A 19,432-nucleotide genomic window follows, 5' to 3' on the forward strand; every position below is an offset into this window, starting at 1 on the left:
GCCCGGCGCCGGGCGGTCCCGGGCCGGGCGTCCACGTGGTGGCAGGCGGTCAGTCCGGGTCGCCGACCGGTTCCGGCGCGGCTGCGCCCGACCGGCCGCGCAGGTCCAGTTCGATCTGCTCCAGGCTGCGCCCCTTGGTCTCCGGCACCCGCCAGCGCACCAGGACGAACAGCACCACGCTGACCGCCGCGAAGATCCACGCCGAGTACGCGAGGCCGATGCCGTCGTTCATGATCGGGAACACGAACGTGATCGCGAACGTGGCCGCCCACAGCACCACGCTGCCGGTACCCATCCCGATCCCGCGCACCTTCAACGGGAACACCTCGGCCATCATCACCCAGACCACCGCACCCCAGCCCAGCTCGTACCCGGCGAGGTACACGACGAGCAGGATCAGCGCGGTGACGCCGACGGCAATGCGGTCGGACAGCAGGGTCACGGCGACGCCGAGCAGCAGCAGCGTCCCGGCCATCAGTACGTTGCCCAGCAACAGCAGCGGCTTGCGGCCCCACCGGTCGACCACCGCGATCACCCACGCCGTGAACCCGACCTTGACCGCCCCGAGTACGACCGCGGCGAGCAGCGCGGTGGAGTCGCCGAAGCCGAGGTTGGTGAACATGGTCGGCGCGTACACGTTGATGGCGTTGACGCCGGACAGCTGCTGGCCGATCGCGAGGATCAGCGCGACGACCAGCGCCGGTCGGATCCACGGGGTGAGCAGGTCGCGCAGCCGGCCGCGGCGTTCGCCGTCGATCCGGAGTACCTCGTGGATGTCGGCGATCTCCCGATCGATCGCGTCGGCCGGGCGCACCCGGGCGAGGACGGCACGGGCGTCGGCCTCGCGCCCGGCCCGGACCAGCCAGCGCGGGGTCTCCGGCATGACGGTCATGCCGCCCAGCAGTACCAGCGCCGGGACGACCGCGGCGGCGAACATCGCGCGCCAGTTGCCGCTGCCGGTGAACGCCCAGTCCACCAGGTACGCGGCGAGGATGCCGGTGACGATCATGAGCTGGTTGAGCGTGGCCAGGGCACCGCGGGCGGCGGTCGGCGCCAGTTCCGACAGGTACGTGGGGACGGTCGCCGACGAGGCGCCGATCGCCAGCCCGACGGCGAACCGGGCCGCCACGAGGACCCCGACGTTCGGGGCGAACGTGCAGCCGAGCGTGGCCACCAGGAACACCAGCGCGGCCAGCATGATCGTGCGGCGGCGGCCGAGCCGGTCGGTCAACCGGCCGGCGCAGAGCGCCCCGATCACCGCGCCGACGGCGAGGCAGCCGCCGACCATGCCCTGCGCGACGGCGCCGAGCTGCCAGGTCTTCTTGATGAACAGCAGCACCCCGGAGATGACGCCGAGGTCGTAGCCGAACAGGATGCCGCCGAGGGCACCGAAGAAGTAGAGGGTGGCCCGGTTGAGCGGCCGGCGGGGATGCACGTCGTCCTGCACGTCGATCGCCTCACTTGGCTGGCGGTCCGCCGGGGGAGTCCGTCCGACAGCGGACGCGAATCGTCAGGTACGTGCGGGCAGGAAGGGATCTCCTCGTGGTACTGCCCGCGTGCGTGGGTTGCGTGCTGTGCGAGCGATATGCCAGACACGCTCACACCCACCCGAATCCACGGCAAGCCGTGCAGCGGTAACGATTCAGTAACGTGATCGTCATTCACGGATGTGAACGCAGGTGGGGTCGGGTCGTCCCGTCGGCGCGCGCCGGGGTGGGTCAGTTCGGCTCGCCGAGGGGCGCGGTCGCGAACCCGCCCCCGACGTACGGCACGTCGTCGTCACCCGCCGCCCGCACCGCGTCGGCGTACGCCTCGGAGTCGTCCTGCGGCCGGTAGCCGAGCGCCTCGGCGGCGTCCAGCGGCAGGTACCGGCGGGTGTTCGCGGACACGCCCCACACCACCCGGTACCCGGGGTGCTCGGCGGCCAGGCACGCCTCCATCAGCCGGGCGCAGTCGTCCGGCGACAGCCACATCGCCAGCGTGCGTACCGACACCGGACGCGGGAAGCAGAACCCGATCCGTACGCAGACGACGTCCAGTCCGAAGCGCGAGTGGTACAGGCTGCCCAGCGCCTCCATCGCCGCCTTGCCGACCCCGTAGTACGTGTCGGGGCGCGGGGGCGAGTCGGCCGGCATGCCGGTCGCCTCGCGGATCGTCCGGAACCCCGCGACGTGGTTGCTCGACGCCAGCACCACCCGCGGTACGCCGGCGCACCGCGCGGCCTCCAGCACCGTACGGGTGCCGTCGATGTTCGTGGCGAGCACGTCCGCCCACGCGGCCTCCCGGCTCAGCCCGCCGAGATGGATGACCGCGTCGACGTCCCGGCACGCCGCGGTCGTCGCCGCCAGGTCGGTCACCGAGCCGGTCACCAGCTCGACCCCGTCGCCCGGCTCCTGGTCGGCCAGGTCCATCAGCCGCAGCACCCGGCCGTCCCGCCGCAGCCGCGGCCGCAGCTCGCGCCCGACCGCACCGGCCGCCCCCGTCACCAGCACCCGTTGTACGCCCACGTTCGTCCTCCCGGCTCGTCGTCCCCGCGGTGTGGTACCGCGTGGATCCCCGTGGTGTCAACGCATCCGCGCCGTTACCCGCGGATCCGGTGCCGCGTCCCGGGGGCCGCGTCCCGCGTACTGGGTCAGCGGATGCCGGCGCGGCGCAGCCGGGCGGCGAGGTCGGCGGCGGCGTCCCGGAGCAGTACGCCGACCCGGTGCGTCTCGTCGTCGTCGACCGCGTCGGCGGGCAGCGAGCAGCTCATCGCGTCCGTCGCCGGGATCCGGTACGCGACGGCCGCCGCGGCGCAGGCGATCCCCGGCGTGCCCTCCTCGCGCTCCACCGCGTACCCCCGCTCGCGGGTGGCGGCCAGCTCGGCACGCAGCGCGGCCGGATCGGTGACGGTACGCGGGGTCCGTGCGGTCAGTACGGTCGGGAGCAGGGCCGTCACCTCGTCGTCGGTCAGCTCGGCCAGCAGCGCCTTGCCCAGCGCGGTCGCGTGCGCCGGCAGCGTGCGGCCGACCCGCGAGACGAGCACTGCGGCCTGCCGCGACGCCCGCGTCTCCAGGTACACCACCTGCGTACCGTCGCGCCGGGCGTAGTGCGCGGTGTACCCGGTGGCGTCGCGGACGTGTTCCAGCGCCTCCGTGGCGTACCGGACGGCGGGGTCGCGGTCGAGGTACGCGGTGCCGCAGATGAGCGCGCGTACGCCGAGCCGGAACCGGGTGCCCGAGGCGTCGGTCGTCACCCAGCCGGTGTCGGCCAGGGTGCGCAGCAGGCCGTGCAGGCTGGACCGCGGAAAGCCGGTACGTTCGCGCAGGTCGGCCAGCGACAGCCAGGCGTCGTCCGCCGCGAACGCCTCCAGCAGCGCGATCGTGCGTCGCGCCGACTTGACCCCGTTCGCGGGCTCGTCCGCCATGCCGCTCCCTCCACCACCGTCGCGCCGGCCGCCACGTCCCGGCGCGGTCGGACCACGACGCGTGGCAGGTTCCGGGACCGACCCTAACCGCCGCCGAGGGTGTACTCCTGGAAGCCCCGTACCACCAGGAGGTGGCCATGTCCGACACGATCGACCGGATCCGACTCAGCCTGGTCCGGGTGCCGCTGCCCGTACCGGTGAGCGACGCGAAGGTGCTGACCGGCCGGCAGCGCCCGATGACCGAGGTCGCCGTGCTGCTCGCCGAGGTGGGGACCGCGGAGGGCCGGACCGGGCTCGGTTTCGGGTACGCCAAGCGGGCCGGCGGGGACGGCCAGTTCGCGCACGCCCGCGAGATCGCCCCGGTACTGCTCGGCACCGACCCGAGCGACACCGGCCGGCGCTGGACCGAACTGGCCTGGGCGGGCGCCACGGTCGGCCGGTCCGGGCTGGCCGCGCAGGCGATCGCGCCGCTCGACATCGCGCTGTGGGACCTGAAGGCACGGCGCGCCGGGCTGCCGCTGGCGAAGCTGCTCGGCGCGTACCGGGAGTCGGTGCGTTGCTACAACACATCGGGCGGGTTCCTGCACGAGCCGGTCGAGGCGGTGTGCGCGAACGCGTCGGCAGCGCTGGCCGCCGGCATCGGCGGCGTGAAGGTGAAGGTCGGCCAGCCGGACACCGCGGCCGACCTGCGCCGGGTCGCCGTCGTACGCGAGCATCTGGGTGCGGGCGTGCCGTTGATGGTCGACGCGAACCAGCAGTGGGACCGGCCGACGGCGCGGCGGATGGGGCGGGCGCTGGAGGAGTTCGGGCTGGAGTGGATCGAGGAGCCGCTCGACGCGTACGACACGGCCGGGCACGCGGCGCTCGCCGCCGCCCTGGACACGCCGGTCGCCAGCGGCGAGATGCTGGCCGGCGCGGCCGAGCACGCCGCGCTGATCGAGTACGACGCGGTCGACGTGGTGCAGCCGGACGCGGCGCGGATCGGCGGCGTGACACCGTTCCTGACCGTGGCGACGCTCGCGCACCACCGGCACCTGCGGCTCGCCCCGCACTTCGCGATGGAGATCCACCTGCACCTGGCCGCGGCGTACCCGACGGAGCCGTGGGTGGAGCACTTCGAGTGGCTGGAGCCGCTGTTCGCCGAGCGCATCGAGATCGCGGACGGCCGGATGGCGGTGCCGACCCGGCCCGGGCTGGGGCTGACCCCGACCGACCAGGCCCGTGCCTGGACGGTCGCCACCGCGGAGTTCACCGCCTGACCGCGGGCCCGTCGTACCCCGGCCGTAGGATTCTCGGCCGGTGTGTCCGGGGTACGGAGGGGGAGCGCATGGCGTCGACGGAGACGGCCGAGGCGGAGGCGCAGGCGGCGCCCGGCCGCGGGCGCCGGTTCCGGGACTGGCTGCTCGCCGACCAGGGGTCCGGCGAGCATCCCGGCGCGCACGGCGCGGCGCCCGTCGAGCACCAGCGCCCCTGGTGGCGCGTCATGTGCCTGACCGGCCTCGACTACTTCTCGACCCTCGGGTACCAGCCGGGCATCGCGGCGCTCGCCGCCGGCGTGCTGTCCCCGGTCGCCACCCTCGTCCTGCTCGCGGTGACCCTGCTCGGCGCGCTCCCGGTGTACCGCCGGGTCGCCCGCGACAGCCCGAACGGGCAGGGCTCGATCGCCATGCTGGAGCGGATCCTGCCGCGCTGGGCGGGCAAGCTGTTCGTCCTGGTACTGCTGGGTTTCGCGGCCACCGACTTCATCATCACGATGACCCTGTCGGCCGCCGACGCGAGCGCGCACGTGCTGGAGAACCCGCTGGTACCGAAGGACTGGGCGGGCAGCCAGATGGTCGTCACCCTGGTCCTGCTCGCGCTGCTCGGCGCGGTGTTCCTGAAGGGGTTCCGGGAGGCGATCGGCATCGCCGTCGTCCTGGTCGGCGCGTACCTGGCGCTCAACGTGGTCGTCGTGTCGGTCTCCGCGGCGCACGTGCTGGAGCACCCGGACCTGGTGGCGAACTGGAAGGCGCTGCTCGTCACGCAGCATCCCGATCCGCTCGCGATGGTGGGCATCGCGCTGCTGGTGTTCCCGAAGCTGGCGCTGGGCATGTCCGGCTTCGAGACCGGTGTCGCGGTGATGCCGCTGATCAAGCCCGACCGCAAGCATCCCGACCCGGTCGGCGGCCGCGTCGTCGGCGCCCGCCGGCTGCTGACCACCGCCGCGCTGATCATGAGCGCGTTCCTGCTCACGTCCAGCTTCGCCACCACGGTGCTCATCCCCGCGAAGGAGTTCGAGCCGGGCGGCAGCGCGAACGGCCGGGCGCTGGCGTTCCTGGCCCACGAGTACCTGGGTGCCGGCTTCGGCACCGTGTACGACGCGAGCACGGTGCTGATCCTCTGGTTCGCCGGCGCCTCGGCGATGGCCGGGCTGCTCAACCTGGTGCCGCGCTTCCTCCCGCGGTACGGCATGGCGCCGGACTGGGCGCGCACCGTCCGCCCGCTCGTCCTGGTGTTCACGGCGGTCGCGTTCCTCGTCACGTGGGTGTTCGACGCCAGCGTCGACAAGCAGGGCGGGGCGTACGCGACGGGTGTGCTGGTGCTGATCTCGTCGGCCGCGGTGGCCGTCACGCTGTCCGCGTGGCGGCGCCGGCAGCGCGCGCTGACCGTCGGGTTCGCCGTCGTCACCGCCGTCTTCCTGTACACGACGGTGGCGAACGTGATCGAGCGGCCGGACGGCGTGAAGATCGCGTCGCTGTTCATCGCCGGCATCATCGTCACGTCCGTGGTGTCGCGGATCCACCGGTCCACCGAGCTGCGCGTCACCGCCGTACGGCTGGACCCGACGGCGGAGCGGTTCCTCGCCGACGAGGCGCGCGGTGTCGTCCGCATCATCGCCAACGAGCCGGACGACCGCAGCGAGCGGGAGTACCGGGAGAAGGAGGCGGAGGAGCGCGCGCACAGCCACATCCCGGCCGCCGACCCGGTGCTGTTCCTGGAGGTCACGGTGCACGACCCGTCCGAGTTCGCGGAGGACCTGGTCGTCACCGGCGAGCAGCGCTTCGGCTACCGGATCCTGCGGGTACGCGCGGCGTCGGTGGCCAACGCGATCGCCGCCGTCCTGCTGCACATCCGCGAGACCACCGGCACCGCACCCCACGTGTACTTCGCGTGGACCGAGGGCAACCCGATGGTGTTCCTGCTGCGGTACCTGTTCTTCGGCGACGGCGAGATCGCGCCACTGACCCGCGAGGTACTCCGCCAGGCCGAGCCGGACCGGTCCCGCCGCCCTGCCGTACACGTCGGCTGAGACGTCACACGATGTCGGTGTGCTCCGCGGCCGTGGCGTCGAGCAGGTCGGTGCGGGCGCGGGCGACCCGGGACCGGATCGTGCCGACCGGGCAGCCGCACACCGCGGCGGCCTCCGCGTAGTCGAGCCCGAGCACCTGGGTGAGCACCAGCGCCTGCCGGCGGTCGTCGTCGAGCCGGCCGAGCAGTTCGTTCAGCGCGACGACGTCCTCGAATCCGGCGGCCCCGTCGTACCGCCGGGCCTGTCGGGCGTCGGCGGCCTCGGCCCAGTCGGCGGCGGACAGCCGGGGCCGGCGGCCGGCGGCGCGGATGTGGTCGACGACCACCCGGCGCGCGATCGTCAGCAGCCAGGTCCGCGCGCTGGACCGCCCGGCGAAGCCGGACAGGCCGGACAGCGCCCGCAGGTACGTCTCCTGGGTGAGATCGTCCGCCTGGTGCACGTCCGTCAGGTACGCCAGGAAGCCCCAGACGTCCCGCTCGGTGGCGCGGACGAACTCCTCCGCCGCCGCCCGGTCGCCGGCGCCGGCCGCCAGCGCGAGTGCCGTGGTACGCCGGTCGTCGCGGTGGGCTGTCACGCCGCACAGGTTAGGCCAGCCGGCCGGGAACTCCCACGCCGGGTACGACGACCCTGTTCACGTGGAATGCGAGACGTGCAGGGAGTCGCTGTCCGCGCGGCTCGACGGGGAGGCCGGGCCCGATCCGGCGGTGGACGCGCACCTGGCCGGCTGCGCGGCGTGCCGGGACTGGTCGGAGCGGGCCGTGGCGCTCACCCGCCGGCTCCGCGTACGCCCGGTGCCGCCCGCGCCGGACCTGACCGACCGGATCATGGCCGCGGCACCACCACCCGCGCCGCCCCGCGGTACCGGCTGGCGGGTGGCGCTGGCGGTGGTGGCGCTCGCCCAGCTCGGCCTCGGCGTCGGGCAGCTGTTCGGCTGGCACGCCGGCTCGCCGGTGATGCCGGCCGCGATGGAGAGCCACCTGTTCAACGAGAGCACCGCGTGGAACGTCGCGCTGGCGTTCGGGCTCGGCTGGGTCGCGTGGCGCGGCGCCGCCGGCGGCCTGCTGCCGGTCTTCGGCGGGTTCCTCGTCCTCGTCGGCGCGTACTCCGCGCACGATCTCGTGTCCGGCACCGCCACCGCCGCCCGCGTGCTCACCCACGGACTGCTGCTGCTCGGGTTCGTCCTCATGCTCGTCGTGGACCGCCGCGGCCGGCCGCGCACCGGCCCGGTCACCGCCATGCCCGACGACCTTCCGTCCCCTGGTACGGCCGGCGAGGACTCGACGCCCGCCCCCGCGCGGCGCCACCGCCGGTACGCCCTGCGCCCGGTCGACCGCCGCCGCGACGCCGCCTGACCCACCGCGTCGCGACTCCGCGTGACCGGTGCGTGGGGTGGCCGACGGGACCGCGGCCCGGCGTACGTGCCGGAGCTGTCTCATCGTGTCCTCATCGTCCGGTGCCATCGTGGGCGCCACGACGGCGGCACCGTTCCTCTTCAGCGGGTTCCCAGGTCCGGGACAGCAGGCTCTGGGCGACCGGGCGGACGGTGGACCCCGTCGACGTACCGGGGGTGGCGCGGATGAACACGAAGCGTGAGATGTGGCGGCTGCGGGCGGGCCGGCAGCGGCTGGGCCGTACGACGGTGTGGCTGGCCGCGGGCGCGGTGGCGGTGGCCGGAGGGTTGACCGGGGTGTTCGCCGCGACGCACCACGCGACCGGTGGGACGGCGGGCACGACGTCCACCGGTTCGGGTTCCAACTCGACCGGTACCGGTTCGTCCGGCGACGGCGCGAACGGGGCGGATTCGGGGCAGGGCAACGGTTCCGGGTCGAATTCGGGCCGGGACGACGGCCAGAGCCGGGACGACGGCCAGGGCGGGTCGCTGAGCCCGCCGAGCCAGGCGCCCCAGTCGTCCACCGGCGGCTCCGGTACGCAGACGCGGACGGGGTCGTCGTGATCGCCCCCGCCGTACGGTTCCCGCTGTGGGGCGGCACGGTGGACGTGGCGGTGACGGACGCGGCGGCGCTGCCGGACGCGGAGCGTACGGCGCGGTCGGTGCTGGCGGCGGTGGACCGGGCGTGCAGCCGGTTCCGGCCGGACTCGGAGCTGGCGCGGGTGGAACGCTCGGGCGCCCGGCAGCCGGTCGGCGCGGTACTCGCCGCCCTGGTGGACGCGGCGCTGCGGATCGCCGAGGTGACCGGCGGGCTGGTGGATCCCACGGTGTCGGTCGCCGCACTCGGGTACGACCGGGACATCGCGGCGCTGCCGGCGGACCTGCCCCACCGCCCCGTCGTACGCCCGGCGCCGGGCTGGGGTCGGGTGGAGTGGTGGCCGGCGCGGCGGATGCTGCGGGTGCCGCCGGGAGTACGGCTGGATCTGGGTGCGACGGCGAAGGCGTGGGCGGCGGACCGGGCCGCGGACACGATCGCCGCGCGGTACGCGGTGGGTGCGCTGGTGTCGGTGGCGGGTGACGTCGCGATGGCGGGGCCGGCGCCGGACGGCGGCTGGCGGGTCGGCGTGGGCGACGACCACGAACGGCCCGCGCCCGGCGACCCGGTCGTGACGGTCGGCGGCGGCGGGCTCGCCACCTCCGGCACGGCCCGGCGTACGTGGCGGCGCGGTGGTGCGGTCGTGCACCACATCGTCGACCCGCGTACCGGGTGGTCGGCGGGGCCGGTGTGGCGGACGGTGAGTGTCGCCGCGGGCCGGTGCGTGGACGCCAACGCGGCGAGTACGGCGGCGGTGGTCCGGGGTGCGGACGCGCCGGACTGGTTGACGGGCGCGCGGTTGCCGGCCCGGCTGGTCGCCGTCGACGGCACCGTCCGCACGGTCGCGGGATGGCCGTCGTGACCGCCCTCTGGTACTTCGCGCGCGGCACCGGCGTGGTCTCGTTGCTGCTGCTGACCGGCACGATGCTGCTGGGTCTGCTCGGCCCGCTGCGGGTGTCGTCGGACGGCTGGCCGCGGTTCGTCCTCGGCGGCCTGCACCGCAACCTGTCGCTGCTCGTGGTCGCGTTCCTCGGGATCCACGTCGCGAGCAGCGTCGTCGACACGTACGCGGGGATCGGGTGGCTGGACGCGGTCGTGCCGTTCGGTTCGGTGTACCGGCCGGTCTGGTTGGGGCTGGGGGCGGTGGCGTTCGACCTGCTGCTGGCACTGGTCGTGACGAGCCTGCTGCGCCGCCGGATCGGGCACCGCCCGTGGCGCGTCCTGCACTGGCTCGCGTACGCCTGCTGGCCGGTCGCGGTGGTGCACGCGTGGGGTACGGGCACGGACGCCGGGCACGGCTGGGTGTTCCTCCTGACGCTGGTGTGCGTCGCCGCCGTGGCGGTGGCGGTGGCGGTCCGCGCCGTACTCGGCCCGCGCCGCCGCGCCCGCGCCGAACGCCCGGATCCCGTTGGTACGACAGCGAACCGGCCCGTCGCGTACCCGCGCGGGGTGGCGGGTCGCCGGGGGGCCGCGTCGTGACCTGCGCGGAACCGCTCAACGACACGGGACGGCTGCTCTCCGGGGCGGCGCCGGGCCTCGCCGCGCACCGCGCCCGGTACGGTCCGGCGCCGGTGCTCGGCGGCCCCGGCGAGCTGGTGGCGCTGGTGACCGCGGCCGGGCTGCGCGGGCGCGGCGGGTCCGGGTTCCCGACCGCGCGCAAGATCGCCGCGGTGGCGGCGGCGTCCCGGCGGCCGGTCGTGGTGGTCAACGCGTGCGAGTCCGAACCGGCCAGCGCCAAGGACGCCACGCTGCTGCGCCACGCCCCCCGCCTGGTACTCGACGGCGCGCTGGTGGCCGCGCGGGCGCTCGGCGCCGACACGGTCGTCCTGTGCGTGCACCGCGGTACGCCGCTCGTCGGGTGGCTGCGCGCCGAGGTGGCCGCGCGTACCGGGGACGGGGTGGCGTGGCAGGTCGCCGAGGTGCCCCGGCGGTACGTGGCGAGCGAGGCGTCGGCGCTGACCCGCTTCCTCACCACCGGCGAGGCCCGGCCGGCGGCGAAACCGCCCCGACCGGAGCGCCGCGGCGTACGGCGCCGGCCCACGCTGGTCGACAACGCCGAGACGCTGGCACATCTCGCCCTGATCGCCCGGTACGGGCCCGGCTGGTACCGGTCGGTCGGCACGGCCGGCGATCCCGGTACGACGCTCGTCACGGTGGGCGGCGCCGTCGCCCGCCCCGGCGTGTACGAGATCGCGCTGGGCACGCCGGTCGGCGCCGTCCTCGCCCGCGCCGGCGGGCCCACGGCGGAGCTGTCCGCCACCCTCGTCGGCGGGTACGCGGGGACCTGGGTGACCGATCCCGGCACCCCGCTCACCCACGACCCCGCCGGCCGGTACGGCGCGACCGTCGGCGCCGGGGTCCTCGTCGCGCTGCCCGCCGCCGCGTGCGGGATCGCCGAGACCGCAAGGATTCTCGGGTACCTGGCGGACGAGTCGGCCGGGCAGTGCGGCCCGTGCGCGTTCGGCCTGCCGGCCGTCGCCGACGACCTCGCCCGGCTGGCCGCCGGCCGCCCCGACCCCGACCTCCACGACCGCCTGGTACGCCGGGTCGGCGTGATCGCCGGCCGCGGCGCCTGCGCGCACCCGACCGGCGCGGTACGCCTCGCCGGGTCGGTCCGCCACGCCTTCGCCGCGGACGTCCGGGCGCACCTGTCCGGCCGCCCCTGCCGACCGCACCCGCCGGTACTCCCGCTGCCGGCGCCGCACGAACGGGACCGTACATGGCAGTGACCGCACCGCATCTCGCCGTCGACCCGATCGCCTGCCAGGCGCACGGACTGTGCGCCGAGCTGCTGCCCGGCGTCGTCACCCTGGACGAGTGGGGCTACCCGATCCTGCCGGCCGGTCCGGTACCGCCGGCGCTGCGGGCCGCGGCGAGGCGCGCCGTCAACGCCTGCCCGGTCCTCGCCCTCCGCCTCGCCACCGACTGACGCGACGGATCCGTTGCCCCGCAAGGGAAGTACCGACGCCCGTGTCGCGGGCGCCCGATGGATCCACGTGGGGAACGCTGCGGACCCGGTACCGTGGTGCCGCGGATCCGGTGCCGCGCAACGGACTCGTCGCCGGTCCGGGAGCGATGGTGGCAAACCCGTTGCGGGGGTGGGGGAGCGGGCCGTAGCGTGACCTCCGACGTACCGGGCAACGGTCGAACCGTGCGCCGACTTCGCTGGCGTACCAACGGATCCGTGCCGTACCGACCTCACCGGGTGGCCGCCGACGGCGGCCGCCGGCGACGTACGGAGGCCGCGGACGTCGGCCGCGTCCCCGTGCTGCCGTGCACCGGCGCACCGGGGCGCGGCCGCCCGCGCGGTCGTACGCCGCGGAGGTGCCTCCACGCCGGGCACCTCCCCCTCGGGCCGGCGGGCACGCTACCGCCCGCCGGCCCCTCAACCGTCCACAGTGGAGTGACGCGGCAGCCGGAGTACGGGAACCAGTGCCAGCGCGGCGATCGCGGCCAATGCCGGGAGGGTGGCCGGGCCGCCGGTACCGAGGGTGGCGGCGACGGCGATGCCGAGCGTCGGGCCGATGTTCATGGCGGTCTGCTTGAGCCCGCCGACGACCCCGGCGTACCCGGGCGGCGCGTCGCCGACGACCGCGGCGGTCGCGGTGACCATGACGGCCGCGAACCCCGCACCCAGCATCCCGAACGTCACGCCCGCCACGTACGGGGCGGCGATCGTCCACGACAGCGCGGTGACGCCGGCGGCGACCAGCACCACCCCGACCGCCGCGGTACGCCGGGCGCCGTACCGGCGGAGGGCGGTGTTCGCGACCGGTGCGCCGGCGACCATCAGCAGGGTCAGCGGGAGTACCCGGAGACCGGCGGTGAGGGCGTCGAGGCCGAGCCGGTCCTGGAGCAGGTACGTGCCGACGAACAGGGTGCCGAGCAGCGCGGCGGTGGTGAGCAGCAGGATCGCGGTCGCCGCGGTGACCGTCGCGGAGCGCAGTACGGGCCGCGGCACGATCGGGTCCGCGGTACGCCGCTCGTGCCAGGTCAACAGCACCGCGGCGGCCGCCGTACCGGCGAGACCGGCGAGCGTGCGCGCGGACGCCCAGCCGTACGCGGGGATGCCGACGAGGGTGTGCACGCCGGCGGCGAGGGTGCCGGCGACCAGGGCCGCGCCGACCAGGTCGAGCCGTGCCCCGGTACGACGCGGCGCGGGCAGCCGTACCGCGAGGGCGAGGGCGGCGACGGCCACCGCGACCGGCGCGGAGAGGACGAACACCGCGCGCCAGCCGAGGTGCGCGACGAGCGCGCCGCCGAGTACGGGCCCCGCGGCGGACGCCACCCCGATCGCGGCGGTCCGGACGGCGACGGGACGGCCGAGCCGGTCCGCCGGGTACGCCAGGCGCAGCAGGGCCAGGGTCGCCGGTTGGAGCAGCGCGCCGAACACGCCCTGCGCGACCCGCAACGCGACCACGACGCCGATCCCGGGCGCCAGCGCGATCCCGGCCGACGCGGCGGCGAACCCGAGCGCGCCGGTCGCCAGCAGCCGGACGTGCCCGTACCGGTCGCCGAGCCGGCCGGCGACGACCAGCAGCGCCGCCACCGCCACCAGGTACCCGGTGCTGGTCCACTGCACCGCGGACAGGCCCGCGCCCAGCTCGGTACGCAGCCGGGGCTGCGCGACGAGCAGGATCGTGCCGTCCAGGGCGACGAGCATCGCCCCGGCCACGCTCGCCGCGAGCGCAAGCCCCCGCCGTACGCCGGGCAGCCGCACGTCCGCGGCGGCGTGCCCGGCCACGGCCGCGCGTACGTCGGTCACGCGGGCAGGTGGGCGTCGAGGGCGGCGGTGACGAGCCGGTCGAGGGCCTTGCCGTCCTCCCCGGTACGCAGCGCGAGCTGCATGCTGCCCCAGCCCCACAGCTGCGTGACGCCGTGCAGGTTCGCCCAGAGCGCGGCGGCCGTGACCGCGGCCGGAGCGGGCCGGCCGGCGGTGGGATGCGCGCGCCGGTGCTGCCGTACCAGCTCGACGATCCGGTCGAACATCGGCAGGGTCGCCTCGCGCAGCCGCGGCCCGTCCGGGTCGTCCTCGCCGCGCAGCAGGTCGTGCCGGAACATCAGGTCGAACATGCCGCGCCGCTCCACCGCGTACCCGACGTAGGTGCGGGACAGGGCGCGGAGCTGTTCGCGCGGGGGCGCGTCGGCGTCGACGGCGGCGGCGAACCGGGCCGCCAGGTCGGCGAAGCCCTGCCGGGCGATGGCCGACAGCAGCGCCCGGTGGGTCGGGAAGTAGCGCCGGGGCGCGCCGTGCGACACCCCGGCCCGGCGCGCGATCTCGCGCAACCCGACCGCGTCCGCGCCGTCTCGTAGCACCAGCTCGACTCCGGCGGCCACCAGCCGCTCGCGTACGGACTCCATGGACAGTGTCTACCAGACGGCCGTAGACACTGTCTACGCGCGGTGTCGGAAGCGCGGTGTCGGAAGCGCGGTGTCGGAAGCGCGGTGTCGGAAGCGTGGTGTCGGAAGCGTGGTGCCGGACCGGTGGCGGCCGACGCCCTCGGTGCGCGCGCGCCCGCCGCTCCGGTCCCGGCTGGCGCCGGCCCGAAGTCCATCGACGGCCGGGTTCGGCGATCCGCCCGACGCGGCGACGCTTTCTCCCTACGCTGGGACCAGCCGCCGTACGGGGATTCGGGGGTTCGCGGTGTTCGTGTTCCGATCGTTCCGGGGGTACCGGCCGCGGTGGATCCGCGCGGACGTCGTCGCCGGCCTCACCGTGTGGGCGGTGCTCGTCCCGGAATCCCTCGCGTACGCCACGATCGCCGGCGTGCCGCCCGTCGTCGGCCTGTACGCCGCGGTCCCGGCGCTGCTGCTGTACCTGGTGTTCGGCTCGTCCCGGCACCTGGTGGTGGGCGCGATGTCGGCGACCGCCGCGCTGTCCGCCGGCATCGTGGCCGACCTCGCCAAGGGCGGCACCGCGCAGTACGTGGGGCTGACCGCGGCGCTCGCCGTCGTCACCGGCCTGATCGGCATCCTCGCCGGGCTGCTGCGGCTCGGTTTCCTCGCCTCGTTCATCTCCGAACCGGTACTCAAGGGCTTCATCATCGGCCTGGCGCTGACCATCATGGTCGGCCAGCTGCCCAAGCTGTTCGGCGTACCGAAGGGGTCCGGGGACTTCTTCGAGCAGCTCGGCCACCTGGTCGGCCACCTCGGCGACACCCAGGGGGTCACGCTCGCGATCGGCCTCGGCTCGCTGGCCGTCGTCCTGGTGCTCCGGCGCTGGCTGCCGATCGTCCCCGGCTCGCTGGTCGCGGTCGTCCTCGGCGTCGCCCTCGTGTACGCGTTCGACCTGGACCGGCACGGCGTGGCGATCGTCGGGCACGTGCAGTCCGGGCTGCCGCACGTGGGGCTGCCGCAGCACGTGTCCGCGCACGGCTACCTGGACCTGGCCGGCCCCGCCGTCGGCGTACTGCTGGTCGGGTTCGCGGAGGGGCTGGGCGCGGCGAAGACGTACGCGGCGAAGCACGGCTACGAGGTCGACGCGAACGCCGAACTGATCGGCCTCGGCGCCGCCAACCTCGGGGCGGGCCTCGGGTCCGGCATGGTCGTCAACGGCAGCCTGTCGAAGACCGCGGTGAACGGCGGCGCGGGCGCCCGCTCGCAGCTGTCCGGCGCCACGGTCGCCGTCCTCACGGTCGTCACGCTGCTGTTCCTGACCGGGCTGTTCGAGAAGCTGCCGGAGGCGACGCTCGCCGCGGTCGTCATCGCCGCGGTCGTCGAACTCGTCGACATCGCCTCGCTGCGCCGGCTGTTCCGGGTGTCCACGAGCCGGCTCGGCCGCATCTACGGGCACGCGGCCCGCGCCGACTTCGCCGCCGCCGTCGCCGCGATGCTCGGCGTCCTGGTGTTCGACACGCTGCCGGGCCTGTTCATCGGGATCGGCGTGGCGCTCGTGCTCCTGCTGTACCGGTCGTCCCGGCCGAACGTGGCGGTCCTCGGCCGGCTGCCCGGCGACGGGCCGTGGGTCGACCTCGACCGGGACTCCCGTGCGGTGGAGCCGCCGGGCGCGCTCGTCTGCCGCGTCGAGTCCGGCCTGTACTTCGCCAACTCCGACCACGTCCGTACCCGGATCCGTACGCTCGCCGCGGAGCGGCACGCCACCGTCGTCGTACTGGACGCGGAGACGGTGCCGTTCGTCGACGTCACCGCGACCGCGATGCTGACCCAGCTGCGCGACGAGCTCGCCGCCGCCGGCGCCGACCTCCGCATCGCCCGCGACATCGGCCAGGTCCGCGACGTCCTGCGGGCCGCCGACGCGTCCGACCTCCCCCTGTACCGCGGGATCTCCGCCGCGGTGTCCGACGACCACCCCGCCGGTACGCCGGCGTCCTGAACCCGCCGATCGGCTCAACCGGGCCAGTTCCGGCAAAGTCGGGGCCGGTGCGCGGGGTGCGGTCGAGAATGGACGGCGTGGCGGTCGTCGCGATCCTCGTCCTCCTCGCGGTCCTCTGGTACCTGTTGCGCGCGGTCGGGCTGGTGTGGCTGCCGGCGACCCGGACGGTCCGTTCGCTGAGCGTGTGGACCGGGCGGCTGCACGGCTGGGTGGTGACCGCGCCGGCGACCTTCGCGTACGCGGCGATCTTCACGGCGTCCACGCTGCTCCAGCGCTCCGCCCCGCCGAACCTGATCACGCTGCTGACGACGATCCAGAGCACGAACCTGGCCCGGCTGAGTACCAAGCCGGTCAGCGCGTTGGTGACCAGCGGGCTGTGGGTGGCCGACCAGGGGGTCGGGCTCGCCGGCTACCTGCTGGTGTTCTGCGTGGTGATCGCCTGGGCCGAGCGACGGTACGGCACGCCGCGGATGATCCTGATCTGGCTGTCCGGGCACGTACTGGGCTCGCTGCTCACCGCGCTGGTGGAGGTGCACGCGATCCGGTCCGGGAAGGCGCCGCACTCGCTCGCGGTGTCGACCGACGTGGGCGTCAGCTACATCATGGTCGCCGGCTGCGTCGCCGCGGTCCTGGTGTTCCGCGGCTGGTTGAAGATCGCCGGCGTGCTCGCGATGGCCGTCGGCGTGGTGCTGCCGGTGATCGTGCACCACACCATCTGGGACCTCGGCCACCTGCTCGCCACGCTGTGCGGGCTGGGGATGGCCGCGCTGCTGCTGGCGATCCGCCCGTTGCGGATCCCGATACCGGTGGACGAGGTCACCGCCGGCCTCGCCGTACGCCGGCGGCCGCGCCCGCGGCACTGACCGCACGGGGTGGGACCGGCGGTGGTCGGGCGGCGCCACCGGTACCGGCCTGGCTATGCTCCCGCGATGTCCGGAGATGGGAGCGCGATGGAGTGGCCGTGGCTGCGGGAGTACACCGGTGACCGGTTGCGGCGGATCTCGTTGCCACTGGGCGGAATCGGTACCGGCACGATCGGGTTCGCCGGCCGCGGGCACCTGACCGACTGGGAGCTGCTGGACCATCCCGACCACGGCAACCGGCCGCGGGTGTCGCTGTTCGCGCTGCGGCTCGCCGACACCGACGGCACCGTGCTCGCGGTCCGCGCGCTGGAGGGCCCGCTCGACGACGCCGAGTACGACGGGGCGTACGGGTCGGCGGCCGCGAACCAGGGCCTGCCGCGCTTCCCGGCCGCCACGTTCCGTACCGCGTATCCGTTGGGGCAGCTGGATCTGGGCGATCCGGACCTGCCGGTGGCGGTGACCGTACGGGCGTGGAACCCGTTCGTCCCGTCGGACGTGCCGGCGAGTTCGCTGCCGGTGGCCGCGCTGCGGTACGCGGTGACCAACCGCGGCGAGCGCCCCCTGGACGTGTCCGTACTCGGTGCGGTGACGAGCCCGCTCGGCGACGGCGCCGACCACACCGCCGCCGTACTCGACGGGGCCGGGCTCGGCGGCGTGGAGCTGACCGCCCGCGGTGGCGCGCCGTACGCGGCGGGATCGTTGGCACTGGGCCTGCTCGACCCGTCCGACCGGGCCAGCCGGCGTACCCGGTGGCCGGAACTGTCCTGGGGCGACGGGCTGCTGTCGTTCTGGACCGACTTCGCCGACGACGGCGTGCTGACCGACCCGCCCGCCGGTACGCCGATCGCCGCGGTCGCCGACACCCGTACGGTGGCGCCCGGCGCGACGGTCGAGTTCACGTACCTGATCGGCTGGCACGTGCCGGTGCGCCGGGCCTGGCGCTGGCTGCCGCTGGACTGGGGCGACGACTGGGACATGGACCCGGACCGCCTGCTGGCCAACCACTACGCGCGCGACCGGGACTCCGCCGCCGACGTGCTGCGCGAGGTGGCGCCGCGGCTCGGCGGGCTGACCGCGCGGACGGTGGCGTTCGTGCGGGCGTTCGTCGAGCAGGACGTACCGCCGGAGCTGGTGGAGGCGGCCCTGTTCACCGCGTCCACACTGCGCACCCAGACCTGTTTCCGCACCGACGACGGGCACTTCTTCGGCTGGGAGGGCGTCGCCGACCGGATCGGCAGTTGCCACGGCAACTGCACCCACGTCTGGCACTACGAGTACGCGACGGCGCACCTGTTCGGGGAGCTGTCCCGGTCGATGCGCACGCTGGAGTTCGCGCACGCCACGGACGAACGCGGGCTGATGAGCTTCCGGATCGGGCTGCCGCTGGCCGAGAAGGCGCGCGAGTGGCCGCTCGCCGCGGCGGACGGCCAGCTCGGCGCGATCGTCCGGCTGTGGCACGACTGGCGGCTGTCCGGCGACGACCACCTCCTGCGTACGCTGTGGCCCGCGGCGCGCCGGGCGCTGGAGTTCTGCTGGATCCCGGGCGGCTGGGACGCCGACCGCGACGGCGTACTGGAGGGCGTCCAGCACAACACGTACGACGTGGAGTTCTACGGGCCGAACCCGCAGGAGGCCACCTGGTACCTGGCGGCGCTGGACGCCGCGGCCCGGATCGCCGACCACGTGGGCGATCCCGCGTTCGCCGCCACCTGCCGCGCGCTGCGCGCCTCCGGACAGTCCACTGTGGACACCGAACTGTTCAACGGCGAGTACTACGTGCAGCGCGTGACGCCCGCCGCCGAGATCGCCGACGGGCTGCGGCATCCGTCCATGGGCGCCACCGACCCGGCCGACCCGCCGTTCCAGCTCGGCGACGGCTGCCTCACCGACCAGCTCGTCGGCGAGGTCGCCGCCCGGCTCGTCGGCCTCGGCCCGCAGCTCGACCCCGCGCACACCGACGCCGCGGCGCGCGCGGTGCTGGCGTACAACTGGCGGGACCGGTTCGACCGGGACCTCAACCACATGCGCGGGTTCGCCCTCGGCGACGAACGCGGCCTGCTCGTCGCCAGCTACCCGCACGGAAACCGCCCCGAACGCCCCTTCTCGTACTTCTCCGAGGTGATGACGGGCTTCGAGTACACGGCGGCCACGGCGCTGGTGCAGGCCGGCGACCTGGCCGGGGCACGCCGGGTCGTCGCCGCCGTCCGCGACCGGTACGACGGGGCCCGGCGCAACCCGTACGACGAGGCCGAGTGCGGCCGGCACTACGCCCGGGCGATGGCCAGTTGGGGCACGCTGCTCGCCTGGCAGGGCTTCACGTACGACGCGGTCGACGGCGTGCTCACCGTGACGCCGCGCGCCGACCGGATCACGTACGCGGTCGCCGCCGGGGACGCCTGGGGCACGGTGGCGGTCCGCGCCGGGCGCACGACCGTCGCGGTACACGAGGGTGTGCTGGCGTTGCGGCGCCTGGTCGTCACCGGTGTCGGCGAGTGGGATCTCGGCGGCGTACGCCGGCTCGGTGCCGGCGCCGAACTCCGCGTCTGATCACCCTCG

At 75.0% G+C, this 19,432-nt stretch carries 17 protein-coding genes; 11 read left to right on the forward strand and 6 right to left on the reverse strand.

The window, feature by feature from the left end; genetic code table 11:
• Positions 1 to 49: 49 nt before the first annotated feature.
• The 3 genes from Aru02nite_RS09605 to Aru02nite_RS09615 form a co-directional block, all read right to left on the reverse strand.
• On the reverse strand, positions 50 to 1,447 hold the full coding sequence (locus tag Aru02nite_RS09605) for a sugar porter family MFS transporter (protein ID WP_203656778.1): 1,398 nt from the start codon (positions 1,445 to 1,447) through the stop codon (positions 50 to 52).
• Positions 1,448 to 1,718: 271 nt separating this feature from the next.
• Complete coding sequence (locus Aru02nite_RS09610) at positions 1,719 to 2,507, reverse strand: NAD-dependent epimerase/dehydratase family protein (protein WP_203656780.1); 789 nt, start codon at positions 2,505 to 2,507, stop codon at positions 1,719 to 1,721.
• Between the two features lie 125 nt (positions 2,508 to 2,632).
• Positions 2,633 to 3,406: an IclR family transcriptional regulator gene (locus tag Aru02nite_RS09615; protein ID WP_203656782.1), complete on the reverse strand. Its 774-nt coding sequence runs from the start codon at positions 3,404 to 3,406 to the stop codon at positions 2,633 to 2,635.
• 137 nt (positions 3,407 to 3,543) lie between these two features.
• Between Aru02nite_RS09615 and Aru02nite_RS09620 the strand changes: the two genes are divergently transcribed.
• Positions 3,544 to 4,665: an L-talarate/galactarate dehydratase gene (locus Aru02nite_RS09620; protein WP_203656784.1), complete on the forward strand. Its 1,122-nt coding sequence runs from the start codon at positions 3,544 to 3,546 to the stop codon at positions 4,663 to 4,665.
• A gap of 68 nt (positions 4,666 to 4,733) precedes the next feature.
• Complete coding sequence (locus Aru02nite_RS09625) at positions 4,734 to 6,695, forward strand: APC family permease (RefSeq protein WP_203656785.1); 1,962 nt, start codon at positions 4,734 to 4,736, stop codon at positions 6,693 to 6,695.
• Between the two features lie 4 nt (positions 6,696 to 6,699).
• Here the strand turns inward: Aru02nite_RS09625 and Aru02nite_RS09630 are convergent, their stop codons facing one another.
• Positions 6,700 to 7,269, reverse strand: a complete 570-nt coding sequence (locus tag Aru02nite_RS09630) for a sigma-70 family RNA polymerase sigma factor (RefSeq protein ID WP_203656786.1) — start codon at positions 7,267 to 7,269, stop codon at positions 6,700 to 6,702.
• 61 nt (positions 7,270 to 7,330) lie between these two features.
• On the opposite strand from Aru02nite_RS09630, the gene Aru02nite_RS09635 reads away from it, so the two are divergent.
• The 6 genes from Aru02nite_RS09635 (at position 7,331) to Aru02nite_RS09660 (ending at position 11,609) form a co-directional block, all read left to right on the forward strand.
• Entirely contained in the window at positions 7,331 to 8,047 is a 717-nt protein-coding gene (locus Aru02nite_RS09635) for a zf-HC2 domain-containing protein (RefSeq protein ID WP_203656787.1), read from the forward strand.
• A 224-nt stretch (positions 8,048 to 8,271) separates the two neighbouring features.
• Positions 8,272 to 8,649, forward strand: a complete 378-nt coding sequence (locus tag Aru02nite_RS09640; protein ID WP_203656788.1) for a hypothetical protein — start codon at positions 8,272 to 8,274, stop codon at positions 8,647 to 8,649.
• Positions 8,646 to 9,542 (forward strand): FAD:protein FMN transferase, encoded by an 897-nt coding sequence (locus tag Aru02nite_RS09645; RefSeq protein ID WP_203656793.1) that lies wholly within the window; start codon positions 8,646 to 8,648, stop codon positions 9,540 to 9,542. Before Aru02nite_RS09640 ends, Aru02nite_RS09645 begins: the two co-directional genes overlap by 4 nt.
• The gene (locus tag Aru02nite_RS09650) at positions 9,530 to 10,159 is read left to right on the forward strand and encodes a ferric reductase-like transmembrane domain-containing protein (protein ID WP_203656795.1); all 630 of its coding nucleotides are present in this window, start codon (positions 9,530 to 9,532) and stop codon (positions 10,157 to 10,159) included. The genes Aru02nite_RS09645 and Aru02nite_RS09650 overlap by 13 nt, the downstream gene beginning before the upstream one ends.
• The gene (locus tag Aru02nite_RS09655) at positions 10,156 to 11,409 is read left to right on the forward strand and encodes an NADH-ubiquinone oxidoreductase-F iron-sulfur binding region domain-containing protein (RefSeq protein ID WP_203656797.1); all 1,254 of its coding nucleotides are present in this window, start codon (positions 10,156 to 10,158) and stop codon (positions 11,407 to 11,409) included. The genes Aru02nite_RS09650 and Aru02nite_RS09655 overlap by 4 nt, the downstream gene beginning before the upstream one ends.
• Entirely contained in the window at positions 11,400 to 11,609 is a 210-nt protein-coding gene (locus tag Aru02nite_RS09660) for a ferredoxin (RefSeq protein ID WP_203656799.1), read from the forward strand. Before Aru02nite_RS09655 ends, Aru02nite_RS09660 begins: the two co-directional genes overlap by 10 nt.
• Before the next feature lie 456 nt (positions 11,610 to 12,065).
• On the opposite strand, the gene Aru02nite_RS09665 is transcribed toward Aru02nite_RS09660, so the two are convergent.
• The gene (locus Aru02nite_RS09665; RefSeq protein ID WP_203656801.1) at positions 12,066 to 13,445 is read right to left on the reverse strand and encodes an MFS transporter; all 1,380 of its coding nucleotides are present in this window, start codon (positions 13,443 to 13,445) and stop codon (positions 12,066 to 12,068) included.
• Complete coding sequence (locus Aru02nite_RS09670) at positions 13,442 to 14,041, reverse strand: TetR/AcrR family transcriptional regulator (protein ID WP_203656804.1); 600 nt, start codon at positions 14,039 to 14,041, stop codon at positions 13,442 to 13,444. The genes Aru02nite_RS09665 and Aru02nite_RS09670 overlap by 4 nt, the downstream gene beginning before the upstream one ends.
• A gap of 283 nt (positions 14,042 to 14,324) precedes the next feature.
• Here Aru02nite_RS09670 and Aru02nite_RS09675 point away from each other — a divergent pair, with 283 nt between their 5' ends.
• From Aru02nite_RS09675 to Aru02nite_RS09685, 3 genes are all read left to right on the forward strand, one after another.
• Positions 14,325 to 16,013 carry a SulP family inorganic anion transporter gene (locus tag Aru02nite_RS09675; protein ID WP_239076571.1) on the forward strand — a complete coding sequence of 563 codons (1,689 nt, stop codon included), beginning with the start codon at positions 14,325 to 14,327 and terminating at the stop codon, positions 16,011 to 16,013.
• Positions 16,014 to 16,090: 77 nt separating this feature from the next.
• Positions 16,091 to 16,876, forward strand: coding sequence for a rhomboid-like protein (locus Aru02nite_RS09680; protein ID WP_203656808.1), 786 nt, complete (start codon positions 16,091 to 16,093; stop codon positions 16,874 to 16,876).
• Between the two features lie 66 nt (positions 16,877 to 16,942).
• Positions 16,943 to 19,423 (forward strand): GH116 family glycosyl-hydrolase, encoded by a 2,481-nt coding sequence (locus tag Aru02nite_RS09685; RefSeq protein WP_203656810.1) that lies wholly within the window; start codon positions 16,943 to 16,945, stop codon positions 19,421 to 19,423.
• Positions 19,424 to 19,432 lie beyond the last annotated feature (9 nt).

Origin of the sequence: Actinocatenispora rupis, assembly GCF_016861975.1 — a bacterium.
GTDB classification, from domain to species: Bacteria; Actinomycetota; Actinomycetes; order Mycobacteriales; family Micromonosporaceae; genus Actinocatenispora; species Actinocatenispora rupis.